The sequence below is a fragment of the Cereibacter sp. Soil_C_27 genome (assembly GCF_057657095.1).
In genome coordinates, this window is record NZ_JBDGJD010000004.1 from 508423 (window position 1) to 533875 (window position 25453).

At 68.4% G+C, this 25453-nt stretch carries 28 protein-coding genes, 1 tRNA gene and 1 riboswitch; of the genes, 17 read left to right on the forward strand and 12 right to left on the reverse strand.

Annotated elements, in window-relative coordinates:
• Positions 1-26: 26 nt before the first annotated feature.
• From AC3A5Z_RS17270 to AC3A5Z_RS17280, 3 genes are all read left to right on the forward strand, one after another.
• Positions 27-1493, forward strand: coding sequence for an AMP nucleosidase (locus AC3A5Z_RS17270; RefSeq protein ID WP_487520593.1), 1467 nt, complete (start codon positions 27-29; stop codon positions 1491-1493).
• 134 nt (positions 1494-1627) lie between these two features.
• Positions 1628-1915: an HU family DNA-binding protein gene (locus tag AC3A5Z_RS17275; RefSeq protein ID WP_487520551.1), complete on the forward strand. Its 288-nt coding sequence runs from the start codon at positions 1628-1630 to the stop codon at positions 1913-1915.
• Between the two features lie 90 nt (positions 1916-2005).
• Positions 2006-2878 (forward strand): DMT family transporter, encoded by an 873-nt coding sequence (locus AC3A5Z_RS17280; RefSeq protein WP_487520552.1) that lies wholly within the window; start codon positions 2006-2008, stop codon positions 2876-2878.
• A gap of 53 nt (positions 2879-2931) precedes the next feature.
• Here the strand turns inward: AC3A5Z_RS17280 and aroC are convergent, their stop codons facing one another.
• Entirely contained in the window at positions 2932-4032 is a 1101-nt protein-coding gene (gene aroC, locus AC3A5Z_RS17285; protein WP_487520553.1) for a chorismate synthase, read from the reverse strand.
• Positions 4033-4214: 182 nt separating this feature from the next.
• A riboswitch (TPP riboswitch) is annotated at positions 4215-4313 on the forward strand.
• A 36-nt stretch (positions 4314-4349) separates the two neighbouring features.
• On the opposite strand from aroC, the gene thiB reads away from it, so the two are divergent.
• From thiB to AC3A5Z_RS17300, 3 genes are read left to right on the forward strand one after another with little or no spacing between them, the layout of a single operon-like run.
• Positions 4350-5330 carry a thiamine ABC transporter substrate binding subunit gene (gene thiB / locus AC3A5Z_RS17290; protein WP_487520554.1) on the forward strand — a complete coding sequence of 327 codons (981 nt, stop codon included), beginning with the start codon at positions 4350-4352 and terminating at the stop codon, positions 5328-5330.
• The gene (locus AC3A5Z_RS17295; RefSeq protein ID WP_487520555.1) at positions 5306-6847 is read left to right on the forward strand and encodes an ABC transporter permease family protein; all 1542 of its coding nucleotides are present in this window, start codon (positions 5306-5308) and stop codon (positions 6845-6847) included. The genes thiB and AC3A5Z_RS17295 overlap by 25 nt, the downstream gene beginning before the upstream one ends.
• Positions 6834-7526 carry a thiamine ABC transporter ATP-binding protein gene (locus AC3A5Z_RS17300; protein ID WP_487520556.1) on the forward strand — a complete coding sequence of 231 codons (693 nt, stop codon included), beginning with the start codon at positions 6834-6836 and terminating at the stop codon, positions 7524-7526. The genes AC3A5Z_RS17295 and AC3A5Z_RS17300 overlap by 14 nt, the downstream gene beginning before the upstream one ends.
• A 65-nt stretch (positions 7527-7591) precedes the next feature.
• Here the strand turns inward: AC3A5Z_RS17300 and AC3A5Z_RS17305 are convergent, their stop codons facing one another.
• The 7 genes from AC3A5Z_RS17305 to AC3A5Z_RS17335 all read right to left on the reverse strand — a co-directional run bounded on the left by AC3A5Z_RS17305 (position 7592) and on the right by AC3A5Z_RS17335 (position 12033).
• Complete coding sequence (locus tag AC3A5Z_RS17305) at positions 7592-8443, reverse strand: cytochrome c1 (RefSeq protein ID WP_487520557.1); 852 nt, start codon at positions 8441-8443, stop codon at positions 7592-7594.
• Positions 8444-8460: 17 nt separating this feature from the next.
• Positions 8461-9798, reverse strand: a complete 1338-nt coding sequence (petB, locus tag AC3A5Z_RS17310; RefSeq protein WP_487520558.1) for a cytochrome b — start codon at positions 9796-9798, stop codon at positions 8461-8463.
• An 11-nt stretch (positions 9799-9809) separates the two neighbouring features.
• Entirely contained in the window at positions 9810-10376 is a 567-nt protein-coding gene (gene petA / locus AC3A5Z_RS17315) for a ubiquinol-cytochrome c reductase iron-sulfur subunit (protein ID WP_487520559.1), read from the reverse strand.
• Positions 10377-10711: 335 nt separating this feature from the next.
• Entirely contained in the window at positions 10712-11320 is a 609-nt protein-coding gene (locus AC3A5Z_RS17320; RefSeq protein WP_487520560.1) for a glutathione S-transferase, read from the reverse strand.
• Positions 11321-11331: 11 nt separating this feature from the next.
• Entirely contained in the window at positions 11332-11625 is a 294-nt protein-coding gene (locus AC3A5Z_RS17325) for a hypothetical protein (RefSeq protein WP_487520561.1), read from the reverse strand.
• Positions 11626-11764: 139 nt separating this feature from the next.
• Entirely contained in the window at positions 11765-11890 is a 126-nt protein-coding gene (gene ykgO, locus AC3A5Z_RS17330) for a type B 50S ribosomal protein L36 (RefSeq protein WP_002722020.1), read from the reverse strand.
• 68 nt (positions 11891-11958) lie between these two features.
• Positions 11959-12033 (reverse strand) — tRNA-Val (locus AC3A5Z_RS17335).
• Positions 12034-12201: 168 nt separating this feature from the next.
• Here AC3A5Z_RS17335 and AC3A5Z_RS17340 point away from each other — a divergent pair.
• Positions 12202-13062, forward strand: a complete 861-nt coding sequence (locus AC3A5Z_RS17340) for an N-formylglutamate amidohydrolase (RefSeq protein WP_487520562.1) — start codon at positions 12202-12204, stop codon at positions 13060-13062.
• Here the strand turns inward: AC3A5Z_RS17340 and AC3A5Z_RS17345 are convergent, their stop codons facing one another.
• The gene (locus AC3A5Z_RS17345) at positions 13063-14313 is read right to left on the reverse strand and encodes a DNA polymerase IV (protein WP_487520563.1); all 1251 of its coding nucleotides are present in this window, start codon (positions 14311-14313) and stop codon (positions 13063-13065) included.
• A 256-nt stretch (positions 14314-14569) separates the two neighbouring features.
• Between AC3A5Z_RS17345 and AC3A5Z_RS17350 the strand changes: the two genes are divergently transcribed.
• Together AC3A5Z_RS17350 and AC3A5Z_RS17355 are read left to right on the forward strand one after the other, a co-directional pair.
• Positions 14570-14758 carry a type II toxin-antitoxin system HicA family toxin gene (locus AC3A5Z_RS17350; RefSeq protein WP_487520564.1) on the forward strand — a complete coding sequence of 63 codons (189 nt, stop codon included), beginning with the start codon at positions 14570-14572 and terminating at the stop codon, positions 14756-14758.
• Between the two features lie 10 nt (positions 14759-14768).
• Complete coding sequence (locus tag AC3A5Z_RS17355) at positions 14769-15164, forward strand: type II toxin-antitoxin system HicB family antitoxin (protein WP_487520565.1); 396 nt, start codon at positions 14769-14771, stop codon at positions 15162-15164.
• Positions 15165-15340: 176 nt separating this feature from the next.
• Here AC3A5Z_RS17355 and AC3A5Z_RS17360 read toward each other — a convergent pair whose 3' ends face one another.
• Positions 15341-16165, reverse strand: a complete 825-nt coding sequence (locus tag AC3A5Z_RS17360) for a ParB/RepB/Spo0J family partition protein (protein ID WP_487520566.1) — start codon at positions 16163-16165, stop codon at positions 15341-15343.
• Positions 16166-16311: 146 nt separating this feature from the next.
• On the opposite strand from AC3A5Z_RS17360, the gene AC3A5Z_RS17365 reads away from it, so the two are divergent.
• The 3 genes from AC3A5Z_RS17365 (at position 16312) to AC3A5Z_RS17375 (ending at position 17948) form a co-directional block, all read left to right on the forward strand.
• Complete coding sequence (locus AC3A5Z_RS17365) at positions 16312-17193, forward strand: SPFH domain-containing protein (RefSeq protein WP_444667830.1); 882 nt, start codon at positions 16312-16314, stop codon at positions 17191-17193.
• A complete protein-coding gene (locus tag AC3A5Z_RS17370; RefSeq protein WP_487520567.1) occupies positions 17193-17456 on the forward strand; it encodes an NfeD family protein in 264 nt (87 codons plus the stop codon). The genes AC3A5Z_RS17365 and AC3A5Z_RS17370 overlap by 1 nt, the downstream gene beginning before the upstream one ends.
• A gap of 129 nt (positions 17457-17585) precedes the next feature.
• Positions 17586-17948, forward strand: coding sequence for a hypothetical protein (locus AC3A5Z_RS17375; RefSeq protein WP_487520568.1), 363 nt, complete (start codon positions 17586-17588; stop codon positions 17946-17948).
• A 50-nt stretch (positions 17949-17998) separates the two neighbouring features.
• Here the strand turns inward: AC3A5Z_RS17375 and pyrF are convergent, their stop codons facing one another.
• A complete protein-coding gene (pyrF, locus tag AC3A5Z_RS17380; protein WP_487520569.1) occupies positions 17999-18691 on the reverse strand; it encodes an orotidine-5'-phosphate decarboxylase in 693 nt (230 codons plus the stop codon).
• A gap of 111 nt (positions 18692-18802) precedes the next feature.
• Between pyrF and AC3A5Z_RS17385 the strand changes: the two genes are divergently transcribed.
• Both AC3A5Z_RS17385 and AC3A5Z_RS17390 read left to right on the forward strand, forming a co-directional pair.
• Entirely contained in the window at positions 18803-19696 is an 894-nt protein-coding gene (locus AC3A5Z_RS17385; RefSeq protein WP_487520570.1) for an ROK family protein, read from the forward strand.
• Positions 19689-20381 (forward strand): copper homeostasis protein CutC, encoded by a 693-nt coding sequence (locus AC3A5Z_RS17390; protein WP_487520571.1) that lies wholly within the window; start codon positions 19689-19691, stop codon positions 20379-20381. Before AC3A5Z_RS17385 ends, AC3A5Z_RS17390 begins: the two co-directional genes overlap by 8 nt.
• 22 nt (positions 20382-20403) lie before the next feature.
• Here the strand turns inward: AC3A5Z_RS17390 and AC3A5Z_RS17395 are convergent, their stop codons facing one another.
• The gene (locus AC3A5Z_RS17395) at positions 20404-20649 is read right to left on the reverse strand and encodes a hypothetical protein (protein ID WP_487520572.1); all 246 of its coding nucleotides are present in this window, start codon (positions 20647-20649) and stop codon (positions 20404-20406) included.
• A 323-nt stretch (positions 20650-20972) separates the two neighbouring features.
• On the opposite strand from AC3A5Z_RS17395, the gene clpB reads away from it, so the two are divergent.
• The 3 genes from clpB (at position 20973) to msrQ (ending at position 25264) form a co-directional block, all read left to right on the forward strand.
• Complete coding sequence (gene clpB / locus AC3A5Z_RS17400; RefSeq protein WP_487520573.1) at positions 20973-23585, forward strand: ATP-dependent chaperone ClpB; 2613 nt, start codon at positions 20973-20975, stop codon at positions 23583-23585.
• 140 nt (positions 23586-23725) lie between these two features.
• Positions 23726-24646 carry a protein-methionine-sulfoxide reductase catalytic subunit MsrP gene (msrP, locus tag AC3A5Z_RS17405; protein ID WP_487520574.1) on the forward strand — a complete coding sequence of 307 codons (921 nt, stop codon included), beginning with the start codon at positions 23726-23728 and terminating at the stop codon, positions 24644-24646.
• On the forward strand, positions 24647-25264 hold the full coding sequence (msrQ, locus tag AC3A5Z_RS17410; RefSeq protein WP_487520575.1) for a protein-methionine-sulfoxide reductase heme-binding subunit MsrQ: 618 nt from the start codon (positions 24647-24649) through the stop codon (positions 25262-25264).
• Positions 25265-25453: the final 189 nt, after the last annotated feature.

A 25453-nucleotide genomic window follows, 5' to 3' on the forward strand; every position in this document is an offset into this window, starting at 1 on the left:
TGTGAGAGACCATGATCGTGACCGATATTTCGCCGCTGCTGACCCCCGCTCCGACCGAGGCAGAAGCCTTCACCGACCCCGCCGCGGCGGTCGCCCGGCTGGAAGAGCTGTATTTCGCCGCGACGGCCTTCCTGTCGCTCCAGTTCAGCGAGGCGGTGACCGGGGGGCGGCCGAAGACCCGGGTGCGGGCCTATTATCCTGAGATCCGGCTGACCACGACCAGCTTCACCCGCGCCGACAGCCGGTTGAGCTTCGGCCATGTGGCGCAGCCCGGCACCTATGCGACGACGGTGACGCGGCCGGACCTGTTCCGCAACTATCTGGTGCAGCAGATCGGCCTGCTGATCGAGAACCATTCGGTGCCGGTGATGATCGGCGTGTCGGATACGCCCATTCCGGTGCATTTCGCGGTGGCGGGCAATCCGGCGGTGTCGGTGCCGCAGGAGGGGGTGCTCGATTTCTCGCTGCGCGACGTGTTCGACGTGCCGGATCTGGCGACGACCAATGACGATATTGTCAACGGCGTGCGGCTGGTGAACCCGGACGGGTCGGGGCCGCTGGCGCCCTTCACGGCGCAGCGGGTGGATTATTCGCTGGCGCGGCTGACGCATTACACCGCGACCGATCCGCGGCATTTCCAGAACCACGTGCTGTTCACCAACTACCAGTTCTACGTCGACGAGTTCGAGGCCTTCGCCCGCAAGGCGCTGGCCGACCCGGCCTCGGGCTACACCTCCTTCGTGGCGCCGGGCAATCAGGAGATCAGCGGCCCGGATGCGCCGGTGCTGCAGGTCGGGAAGATGCCGCAGATGCCGACCTATCATCTGAAGCGGCGCGACGGGCAGGGGATCACGCTGGTCAACATCGGCGTCGGCCCGTCGAACGCCAAGACCGCGACCGACCACATCGCCGTGCTGCGCCCGCATGCCTGGCTGATGGTCGGCCATTGCGCGGGGCTGCGCAACACCCAGAGCCTCGGAGATTTCGTGCTGGCCCACGCCTATTTGCGCGAGGATCACGTGCTGGATGCCGACCTGCCGGTCTGGGTTCCGATCCCGGCGCTGGCCGAGATCCAGATCGCGCTGGAAGACGCGGTGGAGGCGGTGACGCAGCTGGAAGGCTACGAGCTGAAGCGGATCATGCGCACGGGCACGGTGGCCACCATCGACAACCGCAACTGGGAGCTGCGCGACCAGTCCGGCCCGGTGCAGCGGCTGAGCCAGTCGCGGGCCATCGCGCTGGACATGGAAAGCGCCACCATCGCCGCCAACGGATTCCGCTTCCGGGTGCCCTATGGCACGCTGCTCTGCGTCTCGGACAAACCGCTGCATGGCGAGCTGAAACTGCCCGGCATGGCGACCGATTTCTACAAGACGCAGGTGCTGCGCCACCTGCTGATCGGCATTCGCGCGATGGAGACGCTGCGCGAGACCCCCATCGAGCGGATTCACAGCAGAAAGCTGCGCAGCTTCGAGGAAACAGCCTTCCTCTGAGCGAATTGACGCTGTGTTTTTGATGGGAAAGGGCTTGATTTATGCCCGGAAAACCTGTGTAGCGCTGACATTCGCCCCAAGGGGCAGGAACAGACCTCGCGACCCAGCGGGGCAAGATGATCAGGAGACAGCAGATGTCGAAACCGATGACCAAGACGCAGCTTGTGGCCTCGCTCGCCGACGAGATGGGCGCCGACAAGAAAACCGCCGGTGCGGCACTCGACGCGATCGCCTCGATCGTTGCACGTGAAGTGGCCGCCGGTGGCGCCGTGACCCTGCCGGGTCTCGGCAAGGTCGTCTGCCGCGAGCGCCCGGAGCGTCAGGTCCGCAACCCGGCCACCGGCGAGCAGGTGCTGAAGGCTGCCGACAAGCAGGTGAAGTTCACCATCGCCAAGGCGCTGAAGGACAGCGTCAACGGCTGAGTGCTTGCAGCCACGATTGGCTGATGTAGGGTCGCCCTCCGGCGGCCCTTTTTCTTTGGCCGCGTCCCGGCTCAGGCCATTGGAGGCAAGATGGATCTGCGCAGTATCGGGATGGGGCTGGCCTTCGTCTTCATGTGGTCCTCGGCCTTCACCTCGGCGCGGATGATCGTGGCCGATGCGCCGCCGCTGACCGCGCTGGCGCTGCGATTCCTCGTCTCGGGGCTGATCGGCATCGCGCTGGCCGCGGCGCTGGGCCAGAACGCGCGACTGTCGAAGGGCGCCTGGCGCGCGGTGGTGATCTTCGGCATCTGCCAGAACGCGCTCTATCTCGGCTTCAATTTCGTGGCGATGCAATGGGTGGAGGCGAGCCTTGCCGCCATCGTCGCCTCGACCATGCCGCTGGTGGTGGCGCTGGCCGGCTGGCTTCTGTTCGGCGAGCGGGTGCGGCCGCTGGGGGTGCTGGGGCTGATCCTCGGCGTGGCGGGGGTCGCGCTGATCATGGGCACGCGGGTTTCGGGCGGGGTGGACCTGAGGGGCCTTCTGTTCTGCGGCATCGGCGTGCTGGCCCTGGCCTTTGCCACGCTGTCGGTGCGCGGGGCCTCGGCGGGGGGCAATGTGCTGATGGTGGTCGGCCTGCAGATGCTGGTCGGCGCGGCGGTGCTGGGCGTGGCGGCGCTGCTGACCGAGACCTGGGCGATGACCTGGTCGGCGCGGCTCGTCTGGGCCTTTGCCTATACGACGCTGGTGCCGGGGCTGATGGCGACCTGGATCTGGTTCATGCTGGTGGCGCGGATCGGCGCGGTGCGGGCCGCGACCTTCCACTTCCTGAACCCGTTCTTCGGCGTGCTGGTGGCCTGGGCGCTTCTGGGCGAGCAGCTCGGGGTCTGGGATGTCGTGGGCGTGGCGATCGTGGCGGCGGGCATCCTTGCCGTGCAATGGGCGAAGGTGCCGGGGCGGGTGTAAGGGAAGGCTTTTCTGAAAAGCCTTCCGAAAAATCTTCTGAAGATTTTTCGGTCTCAGCCGATCCGGCCGCGCACGCCGCCGGTCTGGCCGCGGTCGAGCAGCAGGTGGTCGAGGATCACGCAGGCCATCATCGCCTCGGCCACCGGCACGGCGCGGATGCCGACGCAGGGGTCGTGGCGGCCCTTGGTGATCAGCTCGGTCTCCTCGCCCGACATGGTGATGGTGCGGCGCGGGGTGAGGATCGAGGAGGTCGGCTTCACCGCGAAGCGCACCACCACATCCTGCCCGGTGGAGATGCCGCCGAGGATGCCGCCGGCGTGGTTCGACAGATACATGGGCCCGTCATTGCCCATGCGGATCTCGTCGGCATTCTCGACGCCGGTGAGGCTGGCCGCCGCCATGCCCTCGCCGATCTCGACCGCCTTCACGGCGTTGATGCTCATCATCGCGGAGGCGAGATCGCTGTCGAGCTTGCCGTAGACCGGCGCGCCGAGGCCGGGGGGGACGCCTTGGGCCACCACTTCGATCACCGCGCCGACGGAGTTGTGCGACAGGCGCAGCTCGTCGAGATAGGCGGCCCAGTCGGCGGCGGCGGTGGCGTCGGGGCACCAGAAGGGGTTGCGCTCCACCTCGGCCAGATCGAGGCGGCTGCGGTCGATCTGCCGCGGGCCCATCTGCACCATGTAGCCGGTGATCTTCACCTGCGGAGCCAGCATCGCCAGCGCCGCGCGGGCGACACCGCCCGCCGCCACGCGCGCCGCGGTCTCGCGCGCCGAGGAGCGGCCGCCGCCGCGATAGTCGCGCAGCCCGTATTTCTGGTGATAGGTGATGTCGGCATGGCCGGGACGGAAGGCCTGGGCGATCTCGCCGTAATCCTTGGAGCGCTGGTCGGTGTTCTCGATCATCAGCTGGATCGGCGTGCCGGTGGAGAGGCCGTCGAAGGTGCCGGAGAGGATCTTCACCTCGTCGGGCTCCTTGCGCTGGGTGGTGAACTTGTTCTGCCCCGGCTTGCGCTTGTCGAGCCAGTGCTGGATCGCGGCGGCGTCGATCGCCACGCCGGGCGGGCAGCCGTCGACGGTGGCGCCGAGCGCCGGGCCGTGGCTTTCGCCCCAGGTGGTGACGCGGAAGAGATGGCCGAAGGTGTTGAAGCTCATGGCAGGCAGTCCCCGATTTCGGGCCCCGATTGGGGCCAAGGCCCCGAGTTGGGCCGCGATTTGCGGCCAAGGCATAGGGCAAGCCGGGGCTCGGGGGAACCGGATTTTGCCCAAGCGCCGCAGGCAGGGCGGCCCCCGCGCGATCTTTTCGCCTTGCGGACGGTTGGGGCCCCGGTATGGTCGGGGATACCTCGGGGTGCCTTGAGTGGCTGAGATGCGAAAGCGGACCCGTTGAACCTGACCCGGTTAAGACCGGCGGAGGGAAGGTGCATGGACGATCTCCATCCCGTCTCCGCCCGTCGTGAGAGAGGATGAAGATGCGCACTCCGATACTTGCCACGGGATTTCTTGCGGCGGCCGGCATGGCTGCGGCCGAAACCCCCGTGCTGACTGTGATGACCTATGACAGCTTCATCTCCGAATGGGGGCCGGGGCCGGCGGTGGAAAAGGCTTTCGAGGCCGAGTGCGGCTGCGACCTGCGCTTTGTCGCGGCGGGCGACGGCGCGGCGCTGCTGGCGCGGGTGCAGCTGGAAGGCGCGCGCTCCGACGCGGATGTGGTGCTGGGGCTCGACACCAACCTGACCGCTGCTGCCACCGCGACGGGGCTCTTTGCGCCGCACGCCAAGATGCCCGCGCTCGACCTGCCGGTGACCTGGACCGACCCGCAGTTCATCCCCTTCGACTGGGGCTGGTTCGCCTTCGTGCATGACAAGGGGCTGGCCTCGCCGCCGGGGTCGTTCGAGGAGCTGGCGGCGTCGGATCTGAAGATCGTGATCCAGGACCCGCGCTCCTCCACGCCGGGGCTCGGCCTCGTGATGTGGGTGAAGGCGGCCTATGGCGAGCGGGCGGCGGAGATCTGGCAGGGGCTGGCCGACAATATCGTGACGGTGACGCCGGGCTGGTCGGAGGCCTACGGGCTGTTCCTGAACGGCGAGGCCGACATGGTGCTGAGCTATTCCACCTCGCCTGCCTATCACCTGATCGCGGAGGAGGATGACAGCAAGGCGGCGGCGCGCTTTGCCGAGGGGCATTACCTGCAGGTCGAGGTGGCGGGCAAGCTGGCTGGCAGCGACCAGCCGGAGCTGGCCGACCGGTTTCTCGACTTCATGACGGGCGAAACCTTCCAGTCGGTGCTGGCGACGACGAACTGGATGTATCCGGCGAAGACGCCGGAGGCGGGGCTGCCGGAGGGCTTCGAATCGATGCGGCCCGAGGCATCGCTGCTGTTCTCCTCGGAGGAGGCGCTGGCGATCCGGGAGGAGGCGCTGGAGGAATGGCGGAACGCGCTGGCACGCTAGCCGCAGGCGCGGTCGCCGCGACGCTGGGGCTCTTGACGCTGGGCACGCTGGCGGTGGTGGCGCTGCAGAGCGGCGGGGGCTTGCGGCTGGCGCCCGCCGACTGGGCGGCGCTGCGCTTCACCGTCTGGCAGGCGGTGCTGTCGGCGCTGGCCTCGGTGCTGCTGGCGGTGCCGGTGGCGCGGGCGCTGGCGCGGCGGCGCTTTGCCGGGCGGGGGGCGCTGATCGCACTGCTGGGGGCGCCGTTCCTGTTGCCGGTGATCGTGGCGGTGCTGGGGCTGCTTGCCGTCTTCGGCCGGGCCGGGCTGCTCAATCAGGGGCTCGAGGCGCTGGGGCTGCCGGTGCTGTCGGTCTACGGGCTGCATGGGGTGGTGCTGGCGCATGTGTTTCTCAACATGCCGCTGGCGGTGCGGCTGATCCTGCAGGGCTGGGCGACGATTCCGGCGGAGCGGTTCCGGCTGGCGGCCTCCCTGGGCTTCGGCCCCGGCGATGTGTTCCGGCATCTGGAGCGGCCGATGCTGCGCGAGGTGCTGCCGGGGGCGGCGGTGGTGATCTTTGTCATCTGCCTGACCAGTTTCGCCGTGGCGCTGACGCTGGGCGGCGGACCGCGGGCGACGACGCTGGAGCTCGCGATCTATCAGGCGCTGCGATTCGAGTTCGACCTGACGCGGGCGGCGGTGCTGGCGCTGGCGCAATTCGCGCTCTGTGCGGCGGCGGTGCTGGTGGCGGCGCGGCTGGCGCTGCCGGCGGGATTCGGCGCGGGGCTGGACCGGACGGCGCTGACGCTGGCGCCGGGGGGCTGGCGGCGAGGGCTCGATGCGCTGGCGATCGCGCTGGCGGCGGGGTTCCTGCTGGCGCCGCTTGGCGCGGTGGTGGCGGCGGGTCTGCCGGGGCTCGGCAGCCTGCCGGACACGGTCTGGGCGGCGGCGGGGCGGTCGGTCTCGGTCGCGCTGGCCTCGACGCTGGTCTCGGTCGCGGGGGCCCTGGTGCTGGCGCTGGCGGCGGCGCGAGGCGCTCGGGGCTTCGAGCTGGCGGCGACGCTGCCGCTGGCCGCCTCGTCGCTGGTGCTGGGGACGGGGCTGTTTCTGGCGGTCTATCCTTTCGTCAGCCCGGCGAGTGTGGCCCTGCCGGTGACGGTGCTGGTCAATGCCGCGCTGTCGCTGCCCTTTGCCTTCCGCGTTATCCTGCCCGAGGCGCGGCGAATGCAGGCGGATCATGGGCGGCTGGCCGAGGCCTTGGGGCTGCGCGGCATGGCGCGGCTGCGCTGGCTGGTGCTGCCCCGGCTGCGGCGTCCCTTGGGATTCGCACTCGGTATCTGCGCCGCGCTGTCGATGGGCGATCTGGGGGTGATCGCGCTCTTTGCCGGCGAGCGCGAGGCGACGCTACCCCTCTTGGTGCAGCGGCTGGTCGGGGCCTATCAGATGCAGGCGGCGGCTTCGGCCTCGCTGCTGCTGGTGGCCTTGAGTTTCGGGCTGTTCTGGCTGTTCGACTGGGGAGGGCGCCGCGGTGCTGAGGCTTGAGAAGCTGCGGATCACGCAGGGCGATTTCACCCTGAGGGCCGATTGGCAGGTGGCGGAGGGCAGTTGGGTGGCGGTGATCGGGCCGTCGGGCGGCGGGAAATCGACGCTGCTGATGGCGATTGCCGGGTTCCTCGCGCCGAGCGCGGGGCGGGTGCTGTGGCAGGGGCAGGATCTTGCGGCGGTGGCGCCGGGGGACCGGCCCGTCAGCATGTTGTTCCAAGACCAGAACCTGTTCCCGCATCTCAGTCTGCGCGAAAACCTGGGACTCGGGCTTTCACCCCGGCTGCGGCTGGATGCGGCGCAGGAGGCGCGGATTGCGGGCGCGCTGGAGCGGGTCGGGCTGGCGGGACTTGGGGCGGCGCGGCCCGGGCGGCTGTCGGGCGGGCAGCAGGGGCGGGCGGCGCTGGCGCGGGCGCTGCTCAGGGCGCGGCCGGTCCTGCTGCTGGACGAGCCCTTCGCCGCTCTGGGGCCGGCGCTGAAGGTGGAGATGCTGGCGCTGGTGGCGGAGATCGCGGGCGAGACCGGGGCCATGGTGCTGATGGTCACGCATGACCCGCAGGATGCGCGGCGGCTGGGCGGCGAGACGGTGCTGGTGGCGGGCGGCGAGGCGCTGCCGCCGCGCGGGACCGAAGCGCTGTTCACCGATCCGCCGCAGGCGCTGCGCGACTATCTGGGCTGACGGGCGCACCAATGAAAAAGGCCCCGCGCGATGGCGGGGCCTTCTGTCTGTGTGTCTGACCTTGATCAGACGGTCTTCTTCTTGCCCTTGGCATTGGCCCAGATGCGCTTGTTGGTCAGGTAGAGCAGCACCGACAGGATCGTGAGGAACACGACCGCGGTGAAGCCCGCCTGCTTGCGCGCCATCATCTTGGGCTCGGCGGCCCAGGTCATGAAGGCCGTCACGTCTTCGGCCATGTGATGCACGGTGGCCTCGTGGCCGTCGGCATAGGTCACCTGGTCGTCGGCGAGGGGCGGCGGCATGGCGATCCAGCTGCCGGGCACGGTGGAAAGACCATGCTCGTCCTTGCAGCTGTCGGGCACCGACCCGTTGGCGAAGCCGATGTTGTAGTAGAAGCCTTCCGGCTCGTTATCCACGGCGCAGGCCGGGGTTTCGGCATAGCCGTTGAGCACGGTGTAGACATGCTCGGGGCCGCCCATGCCGTTGAATAGCTGGCTGAGGCCGGTGCCCAGCGGACCGTGGAAGCCCGCGCGCGCCTTGGTCATCAGGCTGAGGTCGGGCGCGTTTTCCAGTGCGGACTGCGGGAAGTGGTCGGTCGGCTTGCCTTCGCGATCTTCGCCGGTCTCGGCGTCGGTCACGGTGAACTGCGTGGCATAGGCCCGCACCTGATCTTCGGGGAGGCCGGGGCCGCCCTCGTCGGACAGGGTGCGGATCGGCACGAACTTCATGCCGTGGCAGGCCGAGCAGACTTCGGTGTAGACCTGAAGCCCGCGCTGCAGCTGGTGCTGGTCGAAGGCGCCGAACGGGCCTTCGAAGGAGAAGTCGATGTCTTCGACATGGGCTTCGCCGGCAGCGAGCGCGGCCCCGCCCGTCAGGGCGAAAGCGGAGACCGCTGCGAGGGTGAGATTGCGGATCATCTTGAGTGTCCTTTCCCTTACTCGGCCACGATGGTCTTGGTACCGCCGGTCGCGGGCGAGTAGTGGGCGTTGAAGTCTTCTTCGATGGTCGCAGGCGGGGTCAGCGGCTTCTCGATCACCCCGAGCAGCGGCAGGATCACCAGGAAGTAGGCGAACCAGTAGGTGGCTGCGATCAGCGAGATGTAGGGGTAGATCCCGTCGGTCGGCATGGCGCCGACCCAGGTCAGCACGACGAAGTTCACGCAGAACACCGCGAACCACCACTTGAACACCGGGCGGTAACGGCCCGAGCGCACCGAGGAGGTATCGAGCCAGGGCGCCAGCGCCATGACCGCGATGGCCCCGAACATCGCCAGCACGCCGAAGAACTTGGCGTCGATGATGCCGAAGGTGACGAACTGGACGATCTGCACCACCCAGACGTCGGCGGTGAAGGCGCGCAGGATCGCGTAGAACGGCAGGAAGTACCATTCGGGCACGATATGCGCCGGGGTCGAAAGCGGGTTCGCCTCGATGTAGTTGTCGGGGTGGCCGAGGTAGTTCGGCATGAAGCCGACGATGGCGAAGAACACCAAGAGCACGATGGCCAGCGCGAAGAGGTCCTTCATGACGAAGTAGGGCCAGAAGGGCAGGGTGTCGCGGTTGGCTTCCTGCTTGGAGGTGCGGCGGACCTCAACCCCGGTGGGGTTGTTGTTGCCGGTGGAGTGGAAGGCCCAGATGTGGACGGCGACGAGGGCCGCGATCACGAAGGGCAGCAGGTAATGCAGCGAGAAGAAGCGGTTCAGCGTGGCATTGTCGACCGCCGGGCCGCCGAGCAGCCAGGTCTGGATCGATTCGCCGATGCCGGGGATCGCGCCGAACAGGCCGGTGATCACCGTGGCGCCCCAGAAGGACATCTGGCCCCAGGGAAGGACGTAGCCCATGAAGGCGGTCGCCATCATCGCCAGGTAGATCAGCATGCCGATGATCCAGGTGATCTCGCGCGGGGCCTTGTAGCTGCCGTAGTAGAGACCACGGAAGATGTGCAGGTAGACCGCAACGAAGAACAGCGAGGCGCCGTTCGCATGCAGGTAGCGCAGCATGAAGCCACCGTTCACGTCGCGCATGATGTGCTCGACCGAGGCGAAGGCAAGGTTCACGTGCGGGGTGTAGTGCATCGCCAGCACGATGCCGGTGACGATCTGAAGCACGAGACAGAAGGTGAGGACGATGCCCCAGATCCACATCCAGTTCAGGTTCTTCGGCGTCGGGATCATGATGGTGTCATAGAGAAGCCCGACGATCGGCAGACGCCGATGCAGCCATTGCTCGGCGCCCGTCTTGGGCTCGTAGTGGTCGTGAGGAATTCCGGCCATGGTGCTGTTCCTTACCCGAGCTGGATGGTGGTTTCGTCGATGAACTGGGCGACGGGGATCGGCAGGTTCTCCGGCGCCGGGCCCCTGCGGATGCGGCCCGCGGCGTCGTAGTGCGAGCCATGGCAGGGGCAGAACCAGCCGCCGAAGTCGCCCGCGCCGTCACCGATCGGCACGCAGCCGAGGTGGGTGCAGACGCCCATCATCACCAGCCATTCGCCGGCCTCGTCCATCGTGCGATGCTCGTCCGAGGCGTCGGCGGTGGCATCGGCCAGATTGGCGTTGCGGGCGTTGTTGTCGGGCAGTTCGGTCAGCTGGGTGTCGCGGGCCGAGGCGATGTCGGCCTCGGAGCGGCGGCGGATGAACACCGGCTTGCCCAGATACTTGACGGTGATCTGGGTGCCGACCTCGACCGCGCTCACGTCCACGAAGATCGAGGCCAGCGCCTGCACGTCCGCCGAGGGGTTCATCTGGTTTACCAGCGGCCAGACGGCGGCGCCTGTGGCGACCGCACCGGCCCCGGCCGTTGCGTAATACAGGAAATCCCTGCGAGTGCCTGCGTGATCGTCTGCGTGGGACACGAGAACTTCTCCCTTCCTAGGGCCGTTTCGTGGCCCAACAAGATGATGGGGCCGCGTTCCGGTCGCAGCCTTGCCTGTCGCGTTCTAGTCTGACGATCCTGCATCGTCCAGCGGACAAACAAGCGCAGGCTTGCTTATCGGGCCATTTCTGCATGAAAAAACGGCTGTAAAGCATCTCCGACACAGGCCCCTCGCCGCGGGCGGCGGATGTCGGTTTCCGACATGGGAAGGGCGCATAGTGTCGCGCCGGTCGAAGGGCCGCGGCGGGCGGCGGCGGCAGGGGCTTTGCGAGGTCGCGCGGCGGGGCGAATCGCCGCGCGACTGCAGGTCCTGGGTCAGGCGACGGGGACGGTGGCCACCATCGAGGGGCGGTCGGCGAAGCGCGCGTGCCATGCGGCCAGATCGGGCCGCGTGCTGCGCCAGGCCCGGCCGCCGTGACGGAAGTCGAGATAGTCGAGCGCGCAGCCCACCGCGACCTGCCCCATGTCGAGCGGCCCGGTCAGCTGGGCGATCCAGCGGCTCTCCAGCGCGTCGAGCGCCCGGTCGATCTTGCCCCACTGGCCTTCGACCCAAGGTTCGAAGCGCTTCTCCTCGGGGCGCACCCGGGTCTCGTAGACCATGAGGATCGCCGCATCGAGCATCCCGTCCGCCGTCGCCTCCAGCGTCAGCGTATCCCAGAGCCGCGGCCCCGCCGGATAGAGCTTGCCGCCCGCCAGATCGTCGAGATAGCGGCAGATCACCCGGCTGTCGTAGATCGCGGGCCCGTCGGGCCGCTCCAGCGCCGGGATCTTGCCCAAGGGGTTCAGCGCCAGCGGCAGCGTGCCGGTATCGACCGGCGTGCCCCCGACGCTGACCCGCTCCACCCGCTCGAGCATGCCGGTTTCGTGCAGCAGAACCATGACCTTGCGGACATAGGGTGAGGTCGGAGAATAAAAGAGGCGCATGGGATTCCTGTTCAGACTTTGCGGATTTTCAACCGGCCCAGCAGGGCCGCGTCGATCTCGATGCCGCGGTCGCCCCAGCGCAGGGTGCGATGGAACCGGCTGGCGAGATTGGTCTGCCGCGCGCCGTCGATGGCGCGGTCGGCGGGGCGGTGCAGGGCGAGGCCTTCGTCCAGTTCGTCCAGCGCATCCTCGGCCCGCTGGTCGGTGCGGCCGGTGACGAAGCTGCGCCGGATCAGCCAGACGGCTCCGGCAACCGCGCCGGTGCGCAGGGCAAAGGCGGCGATGGGAACGAGCGGCAGGGGCATCGGGCGTCCTCCGGTTGTGCGGCGCCGATGGTAGGAGGTCGCAGGGCGGCTGTAAACGCCGGAGCGGGCAGCGCGCGGGCAAAGAAAAAGCCGCCGGAGGTTTCCCTCGGCGGCTTCCCGTCCCTCGGCCTGTTACGGCTCAGCCCTGACGGGCTTTGTAGCGCTTCTGCGTCTTGTTGATCACATAGACGCGGCCCTTGCGGCGCACGACCTGGCAGTCGCGGTGGCGCAGCTTGAGCGAGCGGAGCGAGTTCGCAACCTTCATCTCTTTTCTCCCATTCGCGGCGCGCGTGCGCCTTGAAAAAAACTGTGCCCCCGTGAGGGGGCGGTGAATGGTGGGCGGTACTGGGATCGAACCAGTGACCACTACGATGTCAACGTAGTGCTCTACCGCTGAGCTAACCGCCCACGCTGCCGCTGCCATCCCACCCTCGTTATCCCCGGGTCGCTCCCGAAAGAAAACGACGCGGGCGGGACCGCGTCGGTTGGCGTGTCTATAAATAGAGTCGTCGGGCTGTTCAAGGGGTTTTGCAGAGCTAGAAAATGACGCACACTCGCGCCGGTGAAGGATGCCTCATGACGTCGGAAGCCTACAGCCTGATCCGCCCGGAACGGCGCGATACCTCGGTTTTCTTCTCCTCGCCACATAGCGGGCGGGACTATCCGCCTTCGCTGATGGGCCGGACGGGGCTGGACGAGCTGACGATGCGCTCTTCCGAGGATGCTTTCGTCGACGATCTTTTTTCTTGCGCCCCGCTGGCCGGAGCGCCGCTGATCGCCGCCCGTGTGCCGCGCGCCTATATCGACATGAATCGCTCCGCCGACGAGCTCGACCCCGCGCTGATCGAGGGAATCAGCCGCGCGCCGCACAATCCGCGGGTTTCCTCCGGTCTGGGGGTGATTCCGCGCGTGGTGGCGAACGGGCGGCCGATCTACCGGGGCAAGATGCCGCTCGCCGAGGCCGAGGCGCGGATCGCCCGCTACTGGACCCCCTATCACCTCGCGCTGCGCGGGCTCCTGGACGAAAGCCTCGCGCAATTCGGCGAGGCGATTCTCATCGACTGCCATTCGATGCCGCATGAGGCGATCGAGGCCCATGCCCGCCCCGGCCAGCCCCGGCCCGAGGTGGTGCTGGGCGACCGTTTCGGTGCGGCGGCGGGGCGCGGCGTGATGGAGCGGGTGGAGGCGGCCTTTGCCAACGCCGGGCTGCGGGTTGTGCGCAACGCGCCCTTCGCCGGGGCCTATATCGCGCAGGCCTACGGCCGGCCCTCGCGCGGGCAGCATGTGGTGCAGGTGGAGATCGACCGCGCGCTCTACATGACCGAGGCGCGGATTGAGCGGCATGGTGGCTTCGACGCCTTCAAGGCGCTGATCGCCTCGGTCGTGGCCGAGATCGCCGACATCGGCCGGGCGCAGCTGCCGCTGGCCGCCGAGTAGTCAGCGTAGCGCGCGGCCCTTGATGATCGCATCCTTGCCGAAGCGCTGCCTTATCCTGTCTGTCGCCCGCTCCGCCGCCGTCCGCTTGCCCGCGCCGGGGTCGAGCAGATCGCCCGTCGCATCGGCCTGATCGGCGGTGGTCAGATCGGAGATCCCGACGCCGATGAGCCGGAACGGCCCGGGCTCGCGCGCGCTGTCCATCAGGGCGCGGGCCTCGCGGTAGATCCGGTCGGCGGTCTGGGTCGGATCGGCGAGCGAGTGGCGCCGGGTGATCGTGCTGAAATCGCTGCGCTTCAGTTTCAGCGTCACCGTCCGCCCTGCCAGCTCCTTGGCCTTCGCCCGGTCCGAGACCTGCTCGGACAGCCGCCAGAGATGGCCGTCGAGCACATCGGCGCTGTCGGTATCCTCGTTGAAGGTGGTTTCCTTCGAGATCGACTTCTCGGCATCGCGCGAGACCCGGCGGTGATCCTCGCCCCGCGCCAGATGCCAGAGCCTGTCGCCCATATGGCCGAAGCGGGCGGTCAGATCCTGCCTGTCCCAGCGCAAAAGATCGGCGATGGTGCGGATGCCGGCGTTTTCCAGCGCGGTCTGGGTGGCGGTGCCGACGCCCCAGATGATGCGGACCGGCTTCGGCTTCAGGAAAGCTTCGGTCTCGGCCTGCCCGATGATCGAGAAGCCGCGCGGCTTGTCGAGGTCGGAGGCGATCTTTGCGAGGAACTTGTTGTGCGACAGCCCGACCGAGCCGGTGATGCCGAGCTCGGTCTCCATCGCCCGGGTCAGGCGCGCGAGGAGGACGGCGGGGGGCGCGCCGTGCAGCCGGGCGGTGCCGGTGAGATCGAGGAAGGCCTCGTCGAGCGAGAGCGGCTCCACCGCGGGGGTCAGCGCCTCCATCATCGCGCGGATCTGGCGCGAGACGGCGACATAGGCCTCCATCCGCGGCTTCACCACCACCGCCCCGGGGCAGAGTTTCAGCGCCTGGAACATCGGCATGGCCGAGCGGACGCCGTTGATCCGGGCGATGTAGCAGCAGGTCGAGACGACGCCCCGCGTGCCGCCGCCGACGATCACCGGCTTGTCGCGCAGCTCGGGATGGTCGCGTTTCTCGACCGATGCATAGAAGGCGTCGCAATCCATGTGGGCGATGGAGAGCGAGGCGAGCTCGGGGTGGGAGAGGATGCGCGGCGAACGGCAGGACGGGCAGCGGGGGCCGCTGTCGAACTGGGTCAGGCAATCTCGGCAGAGGGCGGGCATGGGGGGAGTATAGCAGGCGGCGCGGGGCGGGGCATCGGGGATTTTCACACTTGAAAATCGGGGTAAGGGGTTGGAATCGTTGGGGAGGGTGGATTTTGTTAGGGGTTTGGTAAGGGGTCGTCGGGAGGAGTGGGGTGGGGGTTTGGCCCGGCAGGGCGAGATGCGTTGCCCGGGGGGAGGTGGGGTGGAACCCCACCCTACGGGGCTTGGAGCTTTCGGTGGTCGTGTGTATATATGTGCGCAAGTGGAGTGAGCGGTGGAGATCGAGCGGGACAGCCGGAAGATCATGGCCCTGTTGCTGCGGGCGGGGTTTGAAGTGATCTCGGTGCGCGGATCGCATCACAAGCTTCGCAAGGGTGAGCGGATGGTGATCCTGCCGCACCCGAAGAAGGACCTGCCGCTCGGGACGGCGCGGAGCATCTACCGGCAGGCGGGGCTGATCTGAGGAGATGGGAATGCGCTATTATACGGCTGTGGTGCATCAGGAGGGCGACAGCGCCTTCGGTCTGAGCTTTCCCGACCTGCCGGGTTGCTTCGCCGCGGCGGAGGATTGGGAAGAGATTCCCGAGAAGGTCTCCGAGGCGCTGGACCTGTATTTCGAGGATACGGAGACTGTCGAGCCGCGCTCGTTGAACGCGCTGCGTGCGCTGCCGGAGGTTCAGGAGGCGCTGGGCGAAGGGGCGACGCTGATGGCGGTGCCCTATATCGCGCCGGACGGGACTCAGGTGCGGGCGAATATCTCGCTCGACCGTGGGCTGTTGCGCGCCATCGACGAGACGGCGCAGGCGCGGCGGATGAGCCGGTCGGCGTTTTTAGCGGCGCTGGCGCGGCGGGAGATTACGGGGGTTTGAGGGGTTTGACCGCCGGGTCTGCGGGCTGGAGCGGGGGCGGGTGGGGTGGAACCCCACCCTACGGGGCCGGAATAGGGTGGGGTTTTGACCCACTGTGGGCGGCGCAGTTTGGTGCGCAATGAATGCGCACCCTACGGGGCTTGGGGTGGGTGGGGTTGAACCCCACCCTACGGGGGTCATGGCTTCCCATACATCCGCTCCACCTCGTCCATCACCGACTCCATCATCATCCCGGTCGCCTCCGGGCCGGTGAATCTCAGCACCCAGCCTTCGGGGGCCAGTTCGCGGCGGATGGTGAGGCCCGGCCTCGGGCGCAGCAGGCGGCGGGGGTGGCCGGGGCGGTAGGGGGTTTCGTCGTGCAGGGACTGGTCGGCCTCGAGCAGGATCGGTTGCAGGAGGGTCCATTGCGCCTCGGGGGTCGTGGCGCGGGACTCCTCGAGCGCGGTGCGGATCAGGTCGGCGAAGCCCGCGCGGCAGGCGGTGGCGAGGCGGAGGCATTGGCGCTGCGACAGGGTCTCGGGGGCGGCGAGCAGGCCGTCGAGCTCTTCGGCCAGCGCCGCCAAGGCGCGCAGGCGGGTGCGGCGGGCGCCGCGGGCTGTCGGGTAGAGCGCGTCGATGGCGGCGTCGAGCGTCGGGAACAGCCCGGCGTTGCGGGCGGTGACGGCGATGCGGCCCTTGTCCCAGGGCGCGATCTCGGAGCGCAGATCGTTCTCGGCCACCATGGCGGCGACCGCCTCGGGCAGGGTGGCGGGGCTGCGCAGGAAGGCGGGGATGGTGGGGAAGCGGCCGCTTGCAGCGTCGAGCGCGCGGATGGCGGCGAGGCGGCGGTAGCCGGAGATCAGCGCGTAGCAGCCCGGTGCCGTCTCGAACACCTCGATCGGCTGGCGCAGCCCGTGCAGGGCGATGGAATGCTGCAGCTCCGACAGCGCCTCGGGGTCGAGGGCGCCGCGGTCGCGGGGCAGGGCGGATTCGTCGATGGCGGCGAGGGGGATCTGGATCATCGCGGGCTCCTTGCAGGGCGGCTTCAACCGGGGGCAGGATAACCGGGGCGCGGGGGGTGTTGCGGCAGAAGGCCCGGATGCGCGCGCTGCGCTTGCCTTCGGGGGCGGATCGCGGCGAGACTGGGGCCTCATGTGAGGAGCAGGTGATGGACCCGGCGGATTTCATTGGTGGCAATGCGGTGATGCTGGCCTTCGCGGCCTTCGTCATCCTGTGCATCTTTCTCGGCGTGCGGATCGTGCCGCAGTCGGAAAAGCATGTGGTGGAGCGGTTCGGGCGGCTGCGGGCGGTGCTGGGGCCGGGGATCAACTTCGTGGTGCCGTTCCTCGACCGGGTGGCGCACAAGATCTCGATCCTCGAGCGGCAGCTGCCGACGGCGCATCAGGATGCGATCACGACGGACAACGTGCTGGTGAAGGTGGAGACCAGCGTCTTCTACCGGATCACCGAGCCCGAGAAGACGGTCTACCGGATCCGCGACGTGGATGCGGCCATCGCCACCACGGTGGCGGGGATCGTGCGCAGCGAGATCGGCAAGATGGAGCTGGATCAGGTGCAGTCGAATCGCAACGAGCTGACGCAGAACATCCGCGAGCAGGTGCGGGCGATGGTGGATGACTGGGGGATCGAGGTGACGCGGGCGGAGATCCTCGACGTCAATCTCGACGAGGCGACGCGGGCGGCGATGCTGCAGCAGCTGAATGCCGAGCGGGCGCGGCGGGCGCAGGTGACCGAGGCCGAGGGGCGCAAGCGGGCGGTGGAGCTGAACGCGGATGCGGAACTCTATGCCGCAGAGCAGGAGAGCAAGGCGCGGCGGGTGCTGGCGGATGCCGAGGCCTATGCGACCGGGGTGATCGCCGATGCCATCGCCAAGAACGGGCTGGAGGCGGCGCAGTATCAGGTGGCGCTGAAGCAGGTCGAGGCGCTGACCGCGGTGGGTCAGGGCGCCGGCAAGCAGACGATCATCGTGCCGGCGGCGGCGATGGATGCCTTTGCCGATGCGTTCAAGATGCTGAAGGGGCGCGGCTGATGCTGGTCTGGTGGGTCTGGATGGTGGCGGGGGTGGCGCTCGGCATCATCGAGGTGGCGCTGCCGGGCTATGTGTTCCTCGGGTTTTCGGCGGGGGCGATCGTCACCGGGGCGCTGCTCTGGCTCGGGCTGGAGGCGGGGCTGCCGCTGGTGCTGCTGATCTTCGGGCTGATCTCGCTGGCGGTCTGGCTGGTGCTGCGGCGGGTGTTCGGCAGCGGCGCGGGGCAGGTGAAGGTCTGGGAGCGCGACATCAACGACAACTGAGCGGCGTTCTGCGCGCGGCGCGGATTGCGGCAGGTTTTCGCCCGGTTTGCGCGTTGCGCGGGCGGGGTGGGAACCGGGCCCGGCGCCGGGTGTTGGTAGCCCACATGACACCCAGTTAAGGAGGCAGAAATGTCCGACTATCGCCGCGACCCGGGCGCCTCGAACGTCCACACCACCGTCGACCGCACCACCGAGCGCACGGTTGAACGTTCCGGCTCCAGCACCATCTTCTTCGTCCTTGGCGGCATCATCGCGCTGCTCGCCGTGCTGTGGTTCGTCTTTGCGAACCCGACCCCGGTCGATGACGCGACCGCCCCGGCCGCCACGAGCGAGACCGCTCCGGCCACCGGCGCCACCACGACGCCCGACACCGCGACGCCCGCTCCGGATGCGACCGTGACCCCGGATGCCGCCGCCCCGGCGCCCGAGGCGACCACGCCTGCTCCGGACGCTGCAGCGCCCGCTCCGGCGACGCCGGCTCCGGCCAACTGATCCGGGTCTGACGGATACGGAAAGGGCAGCCCTCGGGCTGCCCTTTTTCGTTAGGCGCGACCCATTTCCGCGACGAGCGCCTGCGCTGCGGCCCGCGGATCGGTGGCCTGCCAGATCGGGCGGCCGACGACGATATGGTCGACGCCATCGGCGATGGCCTGCGCCGGGGTGGCCACGCGCTTCTGGTCGCCATGCGAGGCGCCTGCGGGTCGGACGCCGGGCGTGACGATCAGCCGGCCCTTCGCCTGCGGCAGGGCGCGGATCGCCGCGGCCTCGTGCGGGCTGGCGATGACGCCGTCGGCCCCGGCCTCGAGGGCGCGGGCGGCGCGTTCCAGCGCGATCTCGGCCAGATCGCCGGGGCGGATCATGTTGGCGTCGAGATCGGCGCGGTCGAGCGAGGTGAGCACGGTCACGGCGAGAATCTTCAGCCCGCCCGACCTGCCCTGCGCCGCCGCCGCGACCACCTGCGGGTCGCCGTGGACGGTGAGGAAATCGAGGTCGAAGTTCGAGAAACCGCGCACCGCCGCCTCGACCGTCGCGCCGATGTCGAAGAGCTTCATGTCGAGGAAGATTCGCTTGCCCTGCTCGTGCTTGAGCTCGTTGGCCAGCGCCAGCCCGCCGCCGGTCAGCATGCCGAGGCCGATCTTGTAGAAGGAGACGGCGTCGCCCAGCCGGTTGGCGAGCTCCATCCCCTGCACGACATTGGGCACGTCGAGGGCCACGATCAGGCGATCATCGGGCATGTCTGTCTCCTGTTGCTGCGGTTGCGGGGTGATGCGGCGACGGGGCGGGCCTGTCAAGCAGGGGATACCCTCGGCCTGCGCAGGCTGGTATCGGAGAGGGCGGGGGTGACCATGATGATATGTTTCGATATCGGCGGCTCGCGGATCAAGGCGGGGCTCGTGGGCGAGGACGGCACGGTGGAGAGCCTTGGCGATGCGCCGACGCCGACCAATTTCCGCGCCTTCACCGATGCGATGAACCGCTTCCTGCATGGCCGGACAGTGCGCGGGGTGGCGGTTTCGATCGCGGGCTGCATTGATCCGGACACCGGACGGCTGAAATGCGCGAATATTCCCTGCGTCGACGGGCGGGCCATCGCGGACGATCTGGCGCGGGTGCTGGGCCTGCCGGTCTGGGTCGGCAATGACGCGGACTGTTTCGCGCTGGTCGAGGCCGAGCGCGGCGCGGGGGCGGGGCATCGGACAGTCTTCGGCATCATTCTGGGCACCGGGGTCGGCGGCGGGCTGGTGATCGACGGGCGGATCATCACCGGCGCGGGCGGCTATGCGGGCGAATGGGGTCATGGGCCGGTGCTGAACACCCGGCCTCTGGGGCTCGACGTGCCGCATTTCGCCTGCGGCTGCGGGCTGGCGGGCTGTGTCGATACGGTGGGTGGCGCGCGCGGGCTGGAGCGGCTGCACCGGCACCTGAGCGGCGAGGTGGCGACGAGCGGCGCGATCATCGAGGGCTGGCAGGCCAAGGAGGCGGCGGCGGTGCAGACGGTGGCGGTCTGGCTGGAGCTGGTGAGCGGGCCTTTGGCGATGGTGCTGAACGTGGTCGGCGCCTCGTCGGTGCCGGTGGGCGGCGGACTGTCGGGCGCGCCGGAGCTGATCGCCGCGCTGGACGAGGCCGTGCGGGCGCGGGTGCTACGGCGCACGGCGGGGCCGCTGCTGGTGCCCGCGTCGCAGAAAACCGAGCCGGGGCTGATCGGCGCGGCCATCGCCGGGAGACAGGCCTTTGGCTGAGGTTCTGCTGGAGGTCTGCGTCGATTCCGCCGAGGGGCTGGCGGCGGCGGTCGAGGGCGGGGCCGATCGGATCGAACTGTGCGCCGCGCTGGGCGTCGGCGGGCTGACGCCTTCGGTGGGGCTGATGCGGCAGGCGGCGGGCTGCGGTGTGCCGGTCCTGGCGATGATCCGGCCAAGGGCGGGGGATTTCTGCTTTGGCGCGGCGGATCTGGCGGTGATGCGGGCGGATATTGCCGCTGCGCGCGAGGCCGGGCTGGCCGGCGTGGTGCTGGGGGCGCTGAGCGGGCCTGCGCTGGACTGCGGGATGCTGGGTCAGTTGGTGACGGAGGCCGAGGGCCTGGACCTGACGCTGCACCGCTGCATCGATCTTTGTGACGATCCGGCGGGGGCGCTGGAGGAAGCGATAACGCTGGGGTTTCGCCGGGTGCTGAGCTCGGGCGGGGCGGCGACGGCGGGGGAGGGCGCCCCGGTGCTGGCGCGGCTGATGCGGCAGGCGGCGGGGCGGATCGTGGTGATGCCGGGCAGCGGGATCTCGGCGGAGACGGTGGGGGCGCTGGCCGGGCTGCCGCTGGCCGAGGTGCATGGCTCCTGCTCGGTCGCGGCGGTGGAGAGCGGCTTTGGCTTCGGTGCTGCGCGGCTGACCGATGCGGGGCAGGTAAGGGCGTTGAAGGCGGCGCTGCGCTGAGCGTTGCGCCGCCTGACTGGTTTCAAGCGGCGTGCTTGAACTGCACCTCGGGCACCGGGGCGAAGCGCGCGAGATAGAGCGCCGCGGCGCTTTCGAGCAGGCGCTGGCGCAGCGGTTCGTCATCGCGGGCGGGCTCGACGGTGAAGATCCGGCGGATGTAGGGCACCGGGCGGCTGCTGTCCTTGACGAGCAGGGCGACGGTCGCCTCGACCTGCCCGAAATCGCGGGCATAGTGGGCGTGCTCGATGGTGGCGGAGAGAATGCGCATGACAAAACTCCTCAAGCGATCCGCACCGTTCCAGACGGCTGCGGAGGATGGTGGGGCTGAGCCGTGACTCCGGCTCGGGCTGGTTGACGGGCGGGGCAGACGGCGGTCTGTTTCCTCGTGTCTGCGGTGACTTACGCTGTGGATAAAATGCACCACGACCCATATTTGTTCCCAAGGGGGTCGGAAGCAAAATCACGCTTGCCTGATCGCCGCGTGATCCTTGAATTCGCCGCCCGCCGCGACCAACTCTTCAACAAGACCCGGGATATGCCGTGCCGACAGTCGGGCGGGAATGCGCCGGGGGCTTGATGAAAGGGTTTGCGATGAATTTGGAAAAATTCACGGAGCGTTCGCGCGGCTTCCTTCAGGCTGCGCAAACGATAGCGACGCGGGAAAGCCACCAGAGGCTGGCGCCCGAACATCTGCTGAAAGCGTTGATGGATGACGATCAGGGGCTGGCCGCCAACCTGATCCGCCGTGCCGGGGGCGAGCCCCAGCGCGTGACGGAGACGCTGGAGCTGACGCTGGCGAAACTGCCGAAGGTGACGGGCGACGCCCAGCCCTTCATGGACCCGGGGCTTGTCCGCGTGCTGGACGAGGCCGAGAAGGTCGCGAAGAAGGCGGGCGACAGCTTCGTGCCGGTGGAGCGCATCCTGATGGCGCTGTGCATGGTGGCGTCGAAGGCCAAGGAGGCTTTGGATGCGGGCGCGGTGTCGGCGCAAAAGCTGAATGCGGCGATCAACGACATCCGCAAGGGGCGGACGGCGGACTCGGCGAGTGCCGAGGAAGGCTATGACGCGCTGAAGAAATATGCGCGCGACCTAACGGAAGCGGCGCGGGACGGCAAGATCGACCCGATCATCGGCCGCGACGAGGAGATCCGCCGCGCGATGCAGGTGCTGAGCCGCCGCACCAAGAACAACCCGGTGCTGATCGGCGAGCCGGGCGTGGGCAAGACCGCCATCGCCGAGGGTCTCGCGCTGCGCATCGTCAATGGCGACGTGCCGGAGAGCCTGAAGAACAAGAGCCTGATGGCCCTGGACATGGGCGCGCTGATCGCCGGGGCGAAGTATCGCGGCGAGTTCGAGGAGCGCCTGAAGGCCGTGCTGAACGAGGTGACGCAAGCCGCGGGCGAGATCATCCTGTTCATCGACGAGATGCACACGCTGGTCGGCGCGGGCAAATCGGAAGGCGCGATGGATGCGGCCAACCTGATCAAGCCGGCGCTGGCGCGGGGCGAGCTGCATTGCGTGGGCGCGACGACCTTGGATGAATACCGCAAATATGTCGAGAAGGACGCGGCCCTGGCGCGGCGCTTCCAGCCGGTGATGGTGGAAGAGCCGACGGTGGAGGACACGATCTCGATCCTGCGCGGCATCAAGGAGAAATACGAGCTGCACCACGGGGTGCGGATCAGCGACTCGGCCCTCGTGGCGGCGGCGACGCTGAGCCATCGCTACATCACCGACCGCTTCCTGCCGGACAAGGCGATCGACCTCGTGGACGAGGCCGCGAGCCGTCTGCGCATGGAGGTGGACAGCAAGCCCGAAGAGCTGGACGCGCTGGACCGGCAGATCCTGCAGCTGCAGATCGAGGCCGAGGCCCTGAAGAAGGAGGAGGACGCCGCCTCCAAGGACCGGCTGGAGCGGTTGCAGAAGGAGCTGTCGGAGCTGACCGAACGCTCGTCCGAGATGACGGCGAAGTGGCAGGACGAACGCGACAAGCTGGAAGCCTCGCGCGAGTTGAAGGAACAGCTGGACCGGGCGCGCGCCGAACTGGATCAGGTGAAGCGCGAAGGCAATCTGGGCCGCGCGGGCGAGCTGTCCTATGGCATCATCCCGGGGCTGGAGAAGCGGCTGGCCGAGGCGGAAGCGCGCGAGGGCGATCTTCTGGTGTCGGAAGCCGTTTGGCCGGAGCAGATCGCCGAGGTGGTGGAACGCTGGACGGGCATCCCGACCAGCCGGATGCTGGAAGGCGAGCGCGAGAAGCTGTTGCGCATGGAAGAGGAGCTGGGCAAGCGGGTCGTCGGCCAGCGCGTCGCGCTGACGGCGGTGGCCAATGCCGTGCGCCGGGCGCGGGCCGGGCTGAACGACGAGAACCGTCCGCTGGGCAGCTTCCTGTTCCTCGGGCCGACCGGGGTCGGCAAGACCGAGCTGACCAAGGCCGTGGCCGAGTACCTCTTCGACGACGATCAGGCGATGGTGCGGATCGACATGAGCGAGTTCATGGAGAAACACGCGGTCGCCCGGCTGATCGGCGCGCCTCCGGGCTATGTCGGCTATGACGAGGGCGGGGTGCTGACCGAGGCGGTGCGGCGCAGGCCGTATCAGGTGATCCTGTTCGACGAGGTCGAGAAGGCGCATCCGGACGTGTTCAACGTGCTGTTGCAGGTTTTGGACGACGGGGTGCTGACCGACGGTCAGGGCCGCACGGTGGACTTCAAGCAGACGCTGATCGTGCTGACCTCGAACCTCGGCGCCTATGCGCTGAGCCAGCTTGCCGACGGGGCCGACCCGACGGCGGCGCGGGCCTCGGTGATGGAAGCGGTGCGGGGGCATTTCCGCCCCGAGTTCCTGAACCGGCTGGACGAGACGGTGATCTTCGAGCGGCTCGGACGGGCTGACATGGGGGCGATCGTCGAGATCCAGCTGAAGCGGCTGGAAAAGCGGCTGGCCGGGCGCAAGATCGCGCTGGATCTGGACGCGGCGGCGAAGCAGTGGCTGGCCGACGAGGGCTACGATCCGGTATTCGGGGCGCGTCCGCTGAAGCGGGTGATCCAGCGGCATCTGCAGGACCCGCTGGCCGAGATGATCCTCTCGGGCGATGTGATGGACGGGGCCACCGTGCATGTCAGCGCCGGATCCGAGGGCCTGATCATCGGCGACCGGATCTCGGCCTCGCGGCGCGAGCGGCCGCAGGAAGCCGTGGTGCATTGAGGGGAAGGGGAGGGGGCGACCCCTCCCCTTTTCGCTGCGACCGCCAATTGTTGCAGGTTTTTCCCGGCAAAGTGACACGAGTTTTGTTGGATTTCCCGCCCACGCGGCGCAGGTTTGCCCCAGGCATGAGGGAGACGGCGATGCGCAAGGGATACCGGAACGATCTGAGCTGGGCGGATGTGACGCCGAAGCCGCTGTGGCTGAACCGGCGGCAGCTGATCGCCGGGGCCGGGGCGCTGGCGATTGCCAGCCCCGCCGTGGCGAAGATCGCCACCGTGCCGAGCGCGTTCTCCACCGACGAGACGCCGAACAGCCTCGAGGAGATCTCGGGCTACAACAATTTCTACGAATTCGGCCTCGACAAGGGCGACCCCGCCGCCAATGCCGGGGCGCTGACCGTGGACCCCTGGTCGGTGCAGATCGATGGGCTGGTGGACAAGCCCGGCAGCTACGATCTGGGCGACATTCTGTCGGGTGTCACGCTGGAGGAGCGGATCTACCGTCTCCGCTGCGTCGAGGCCTGGTCGATGGTGATCCCCTGGGTCGGCTTCGAGCTGGCGACGCTCTTGAACCGGGTGGGGGTACAGCCCTCGGCCAAATTCGTTGCCTTCGAGACGCTGGTGCGGCCGGAAGAGATGCCGGGGCAGCGGGGCCGGTCGCTCGACTGGCCCTATCGCGAGGGGCTGCGGCTGGACGAGGCGATGAACCCGCTGACGATTCTGGCGACCGGGCTCTATGGCGAGGAGATGCCCAAGCAGAACGGCGCACCGATCCGGCTGGTGGTGCCGTGGAAATACGGGTTCAAGTCGATCAAGAGCATCGTGAAGATCAGCCTCGTCGAGGCCATGCCGCAGACCACCTGGAACATGCAGAACGCCCGGGAATACGGCTTCTACAGCAACGTGAACCCCGAGGTGGACCATCCGCGCTGGTCGCAGGCCAGCGAGCGACGGATCGGCGGCGGCTTCTTCGCGCCGCGGATCGAGACGCAGATGTTCAACGGTTACGGCGAACAGGTGGCGCAGATGTATGCCGGACAGGATCTGGCGGTGGACTTCTGAATGCTGGCGCAGCGGATCAACACGGCGCTGCGCCCGGTGCCGGGCTGGGTGATCTATCCGTTGGCGCTGGTGCCGCTGCTGCTGCTGGTGTGGCAGACCTTTTCCGGGGCGCTGGGCGTCGATCCGGTGAAGGCGATCGAGCATCGGCTGGGCGAGGTGGCGCTGCAGCTTCTGGTGGCGGGTCTGGCGATCACGCCGCTGCGCTGGGCCACCGGGGTCAGCCTGATCCGCTATCGCCGGGCGGTGGGGCTGATGGCCTTCCTCTATGTGGTGCTGCATCTGGCGACCTGGCTCTTGCTGGATATCCAGCTGCGCTGGGCCGAGATCGGCGCGGATCTGTTGAAGCGGCCCTATATCATGCTGGGCATGCTGGGATTCGCGGTGATGATTCCGCTGGCGCTGACCTCGAACAACGCCTCGATTCGCCGACTGGGGCCGGCCGGCTGGGCGCGACTGCACAAGCTCACCTATGTCGCCGCCCTCGCCGGAGCCCTGCATTTCCTGCTTCTGGTGAAGGCCTGGCCGCTGGAACCGATGCTCTACCTCGGCGGGGTGGTGGCGCTGCTGGCGATCCGGGCGATCCGCAACGGGCGCAGAACGGTGGCACGCACCGCGTGATCGAGCGCGGATCTTTCTGAGCCTGGGACCTGCCCCTTGTGGCGCAATGCATCCCCACCCCAAGATTTTGTGAAATTTTCGACCGTCCGGAAAAAAATGTCATCGAACTGTTTTTTTCCTCTTGCGGGTTCGGGGCTCTCTCCGTAAATACCGCCTCACCGAAGCGGAGACGCGACGGACTGGACGGAA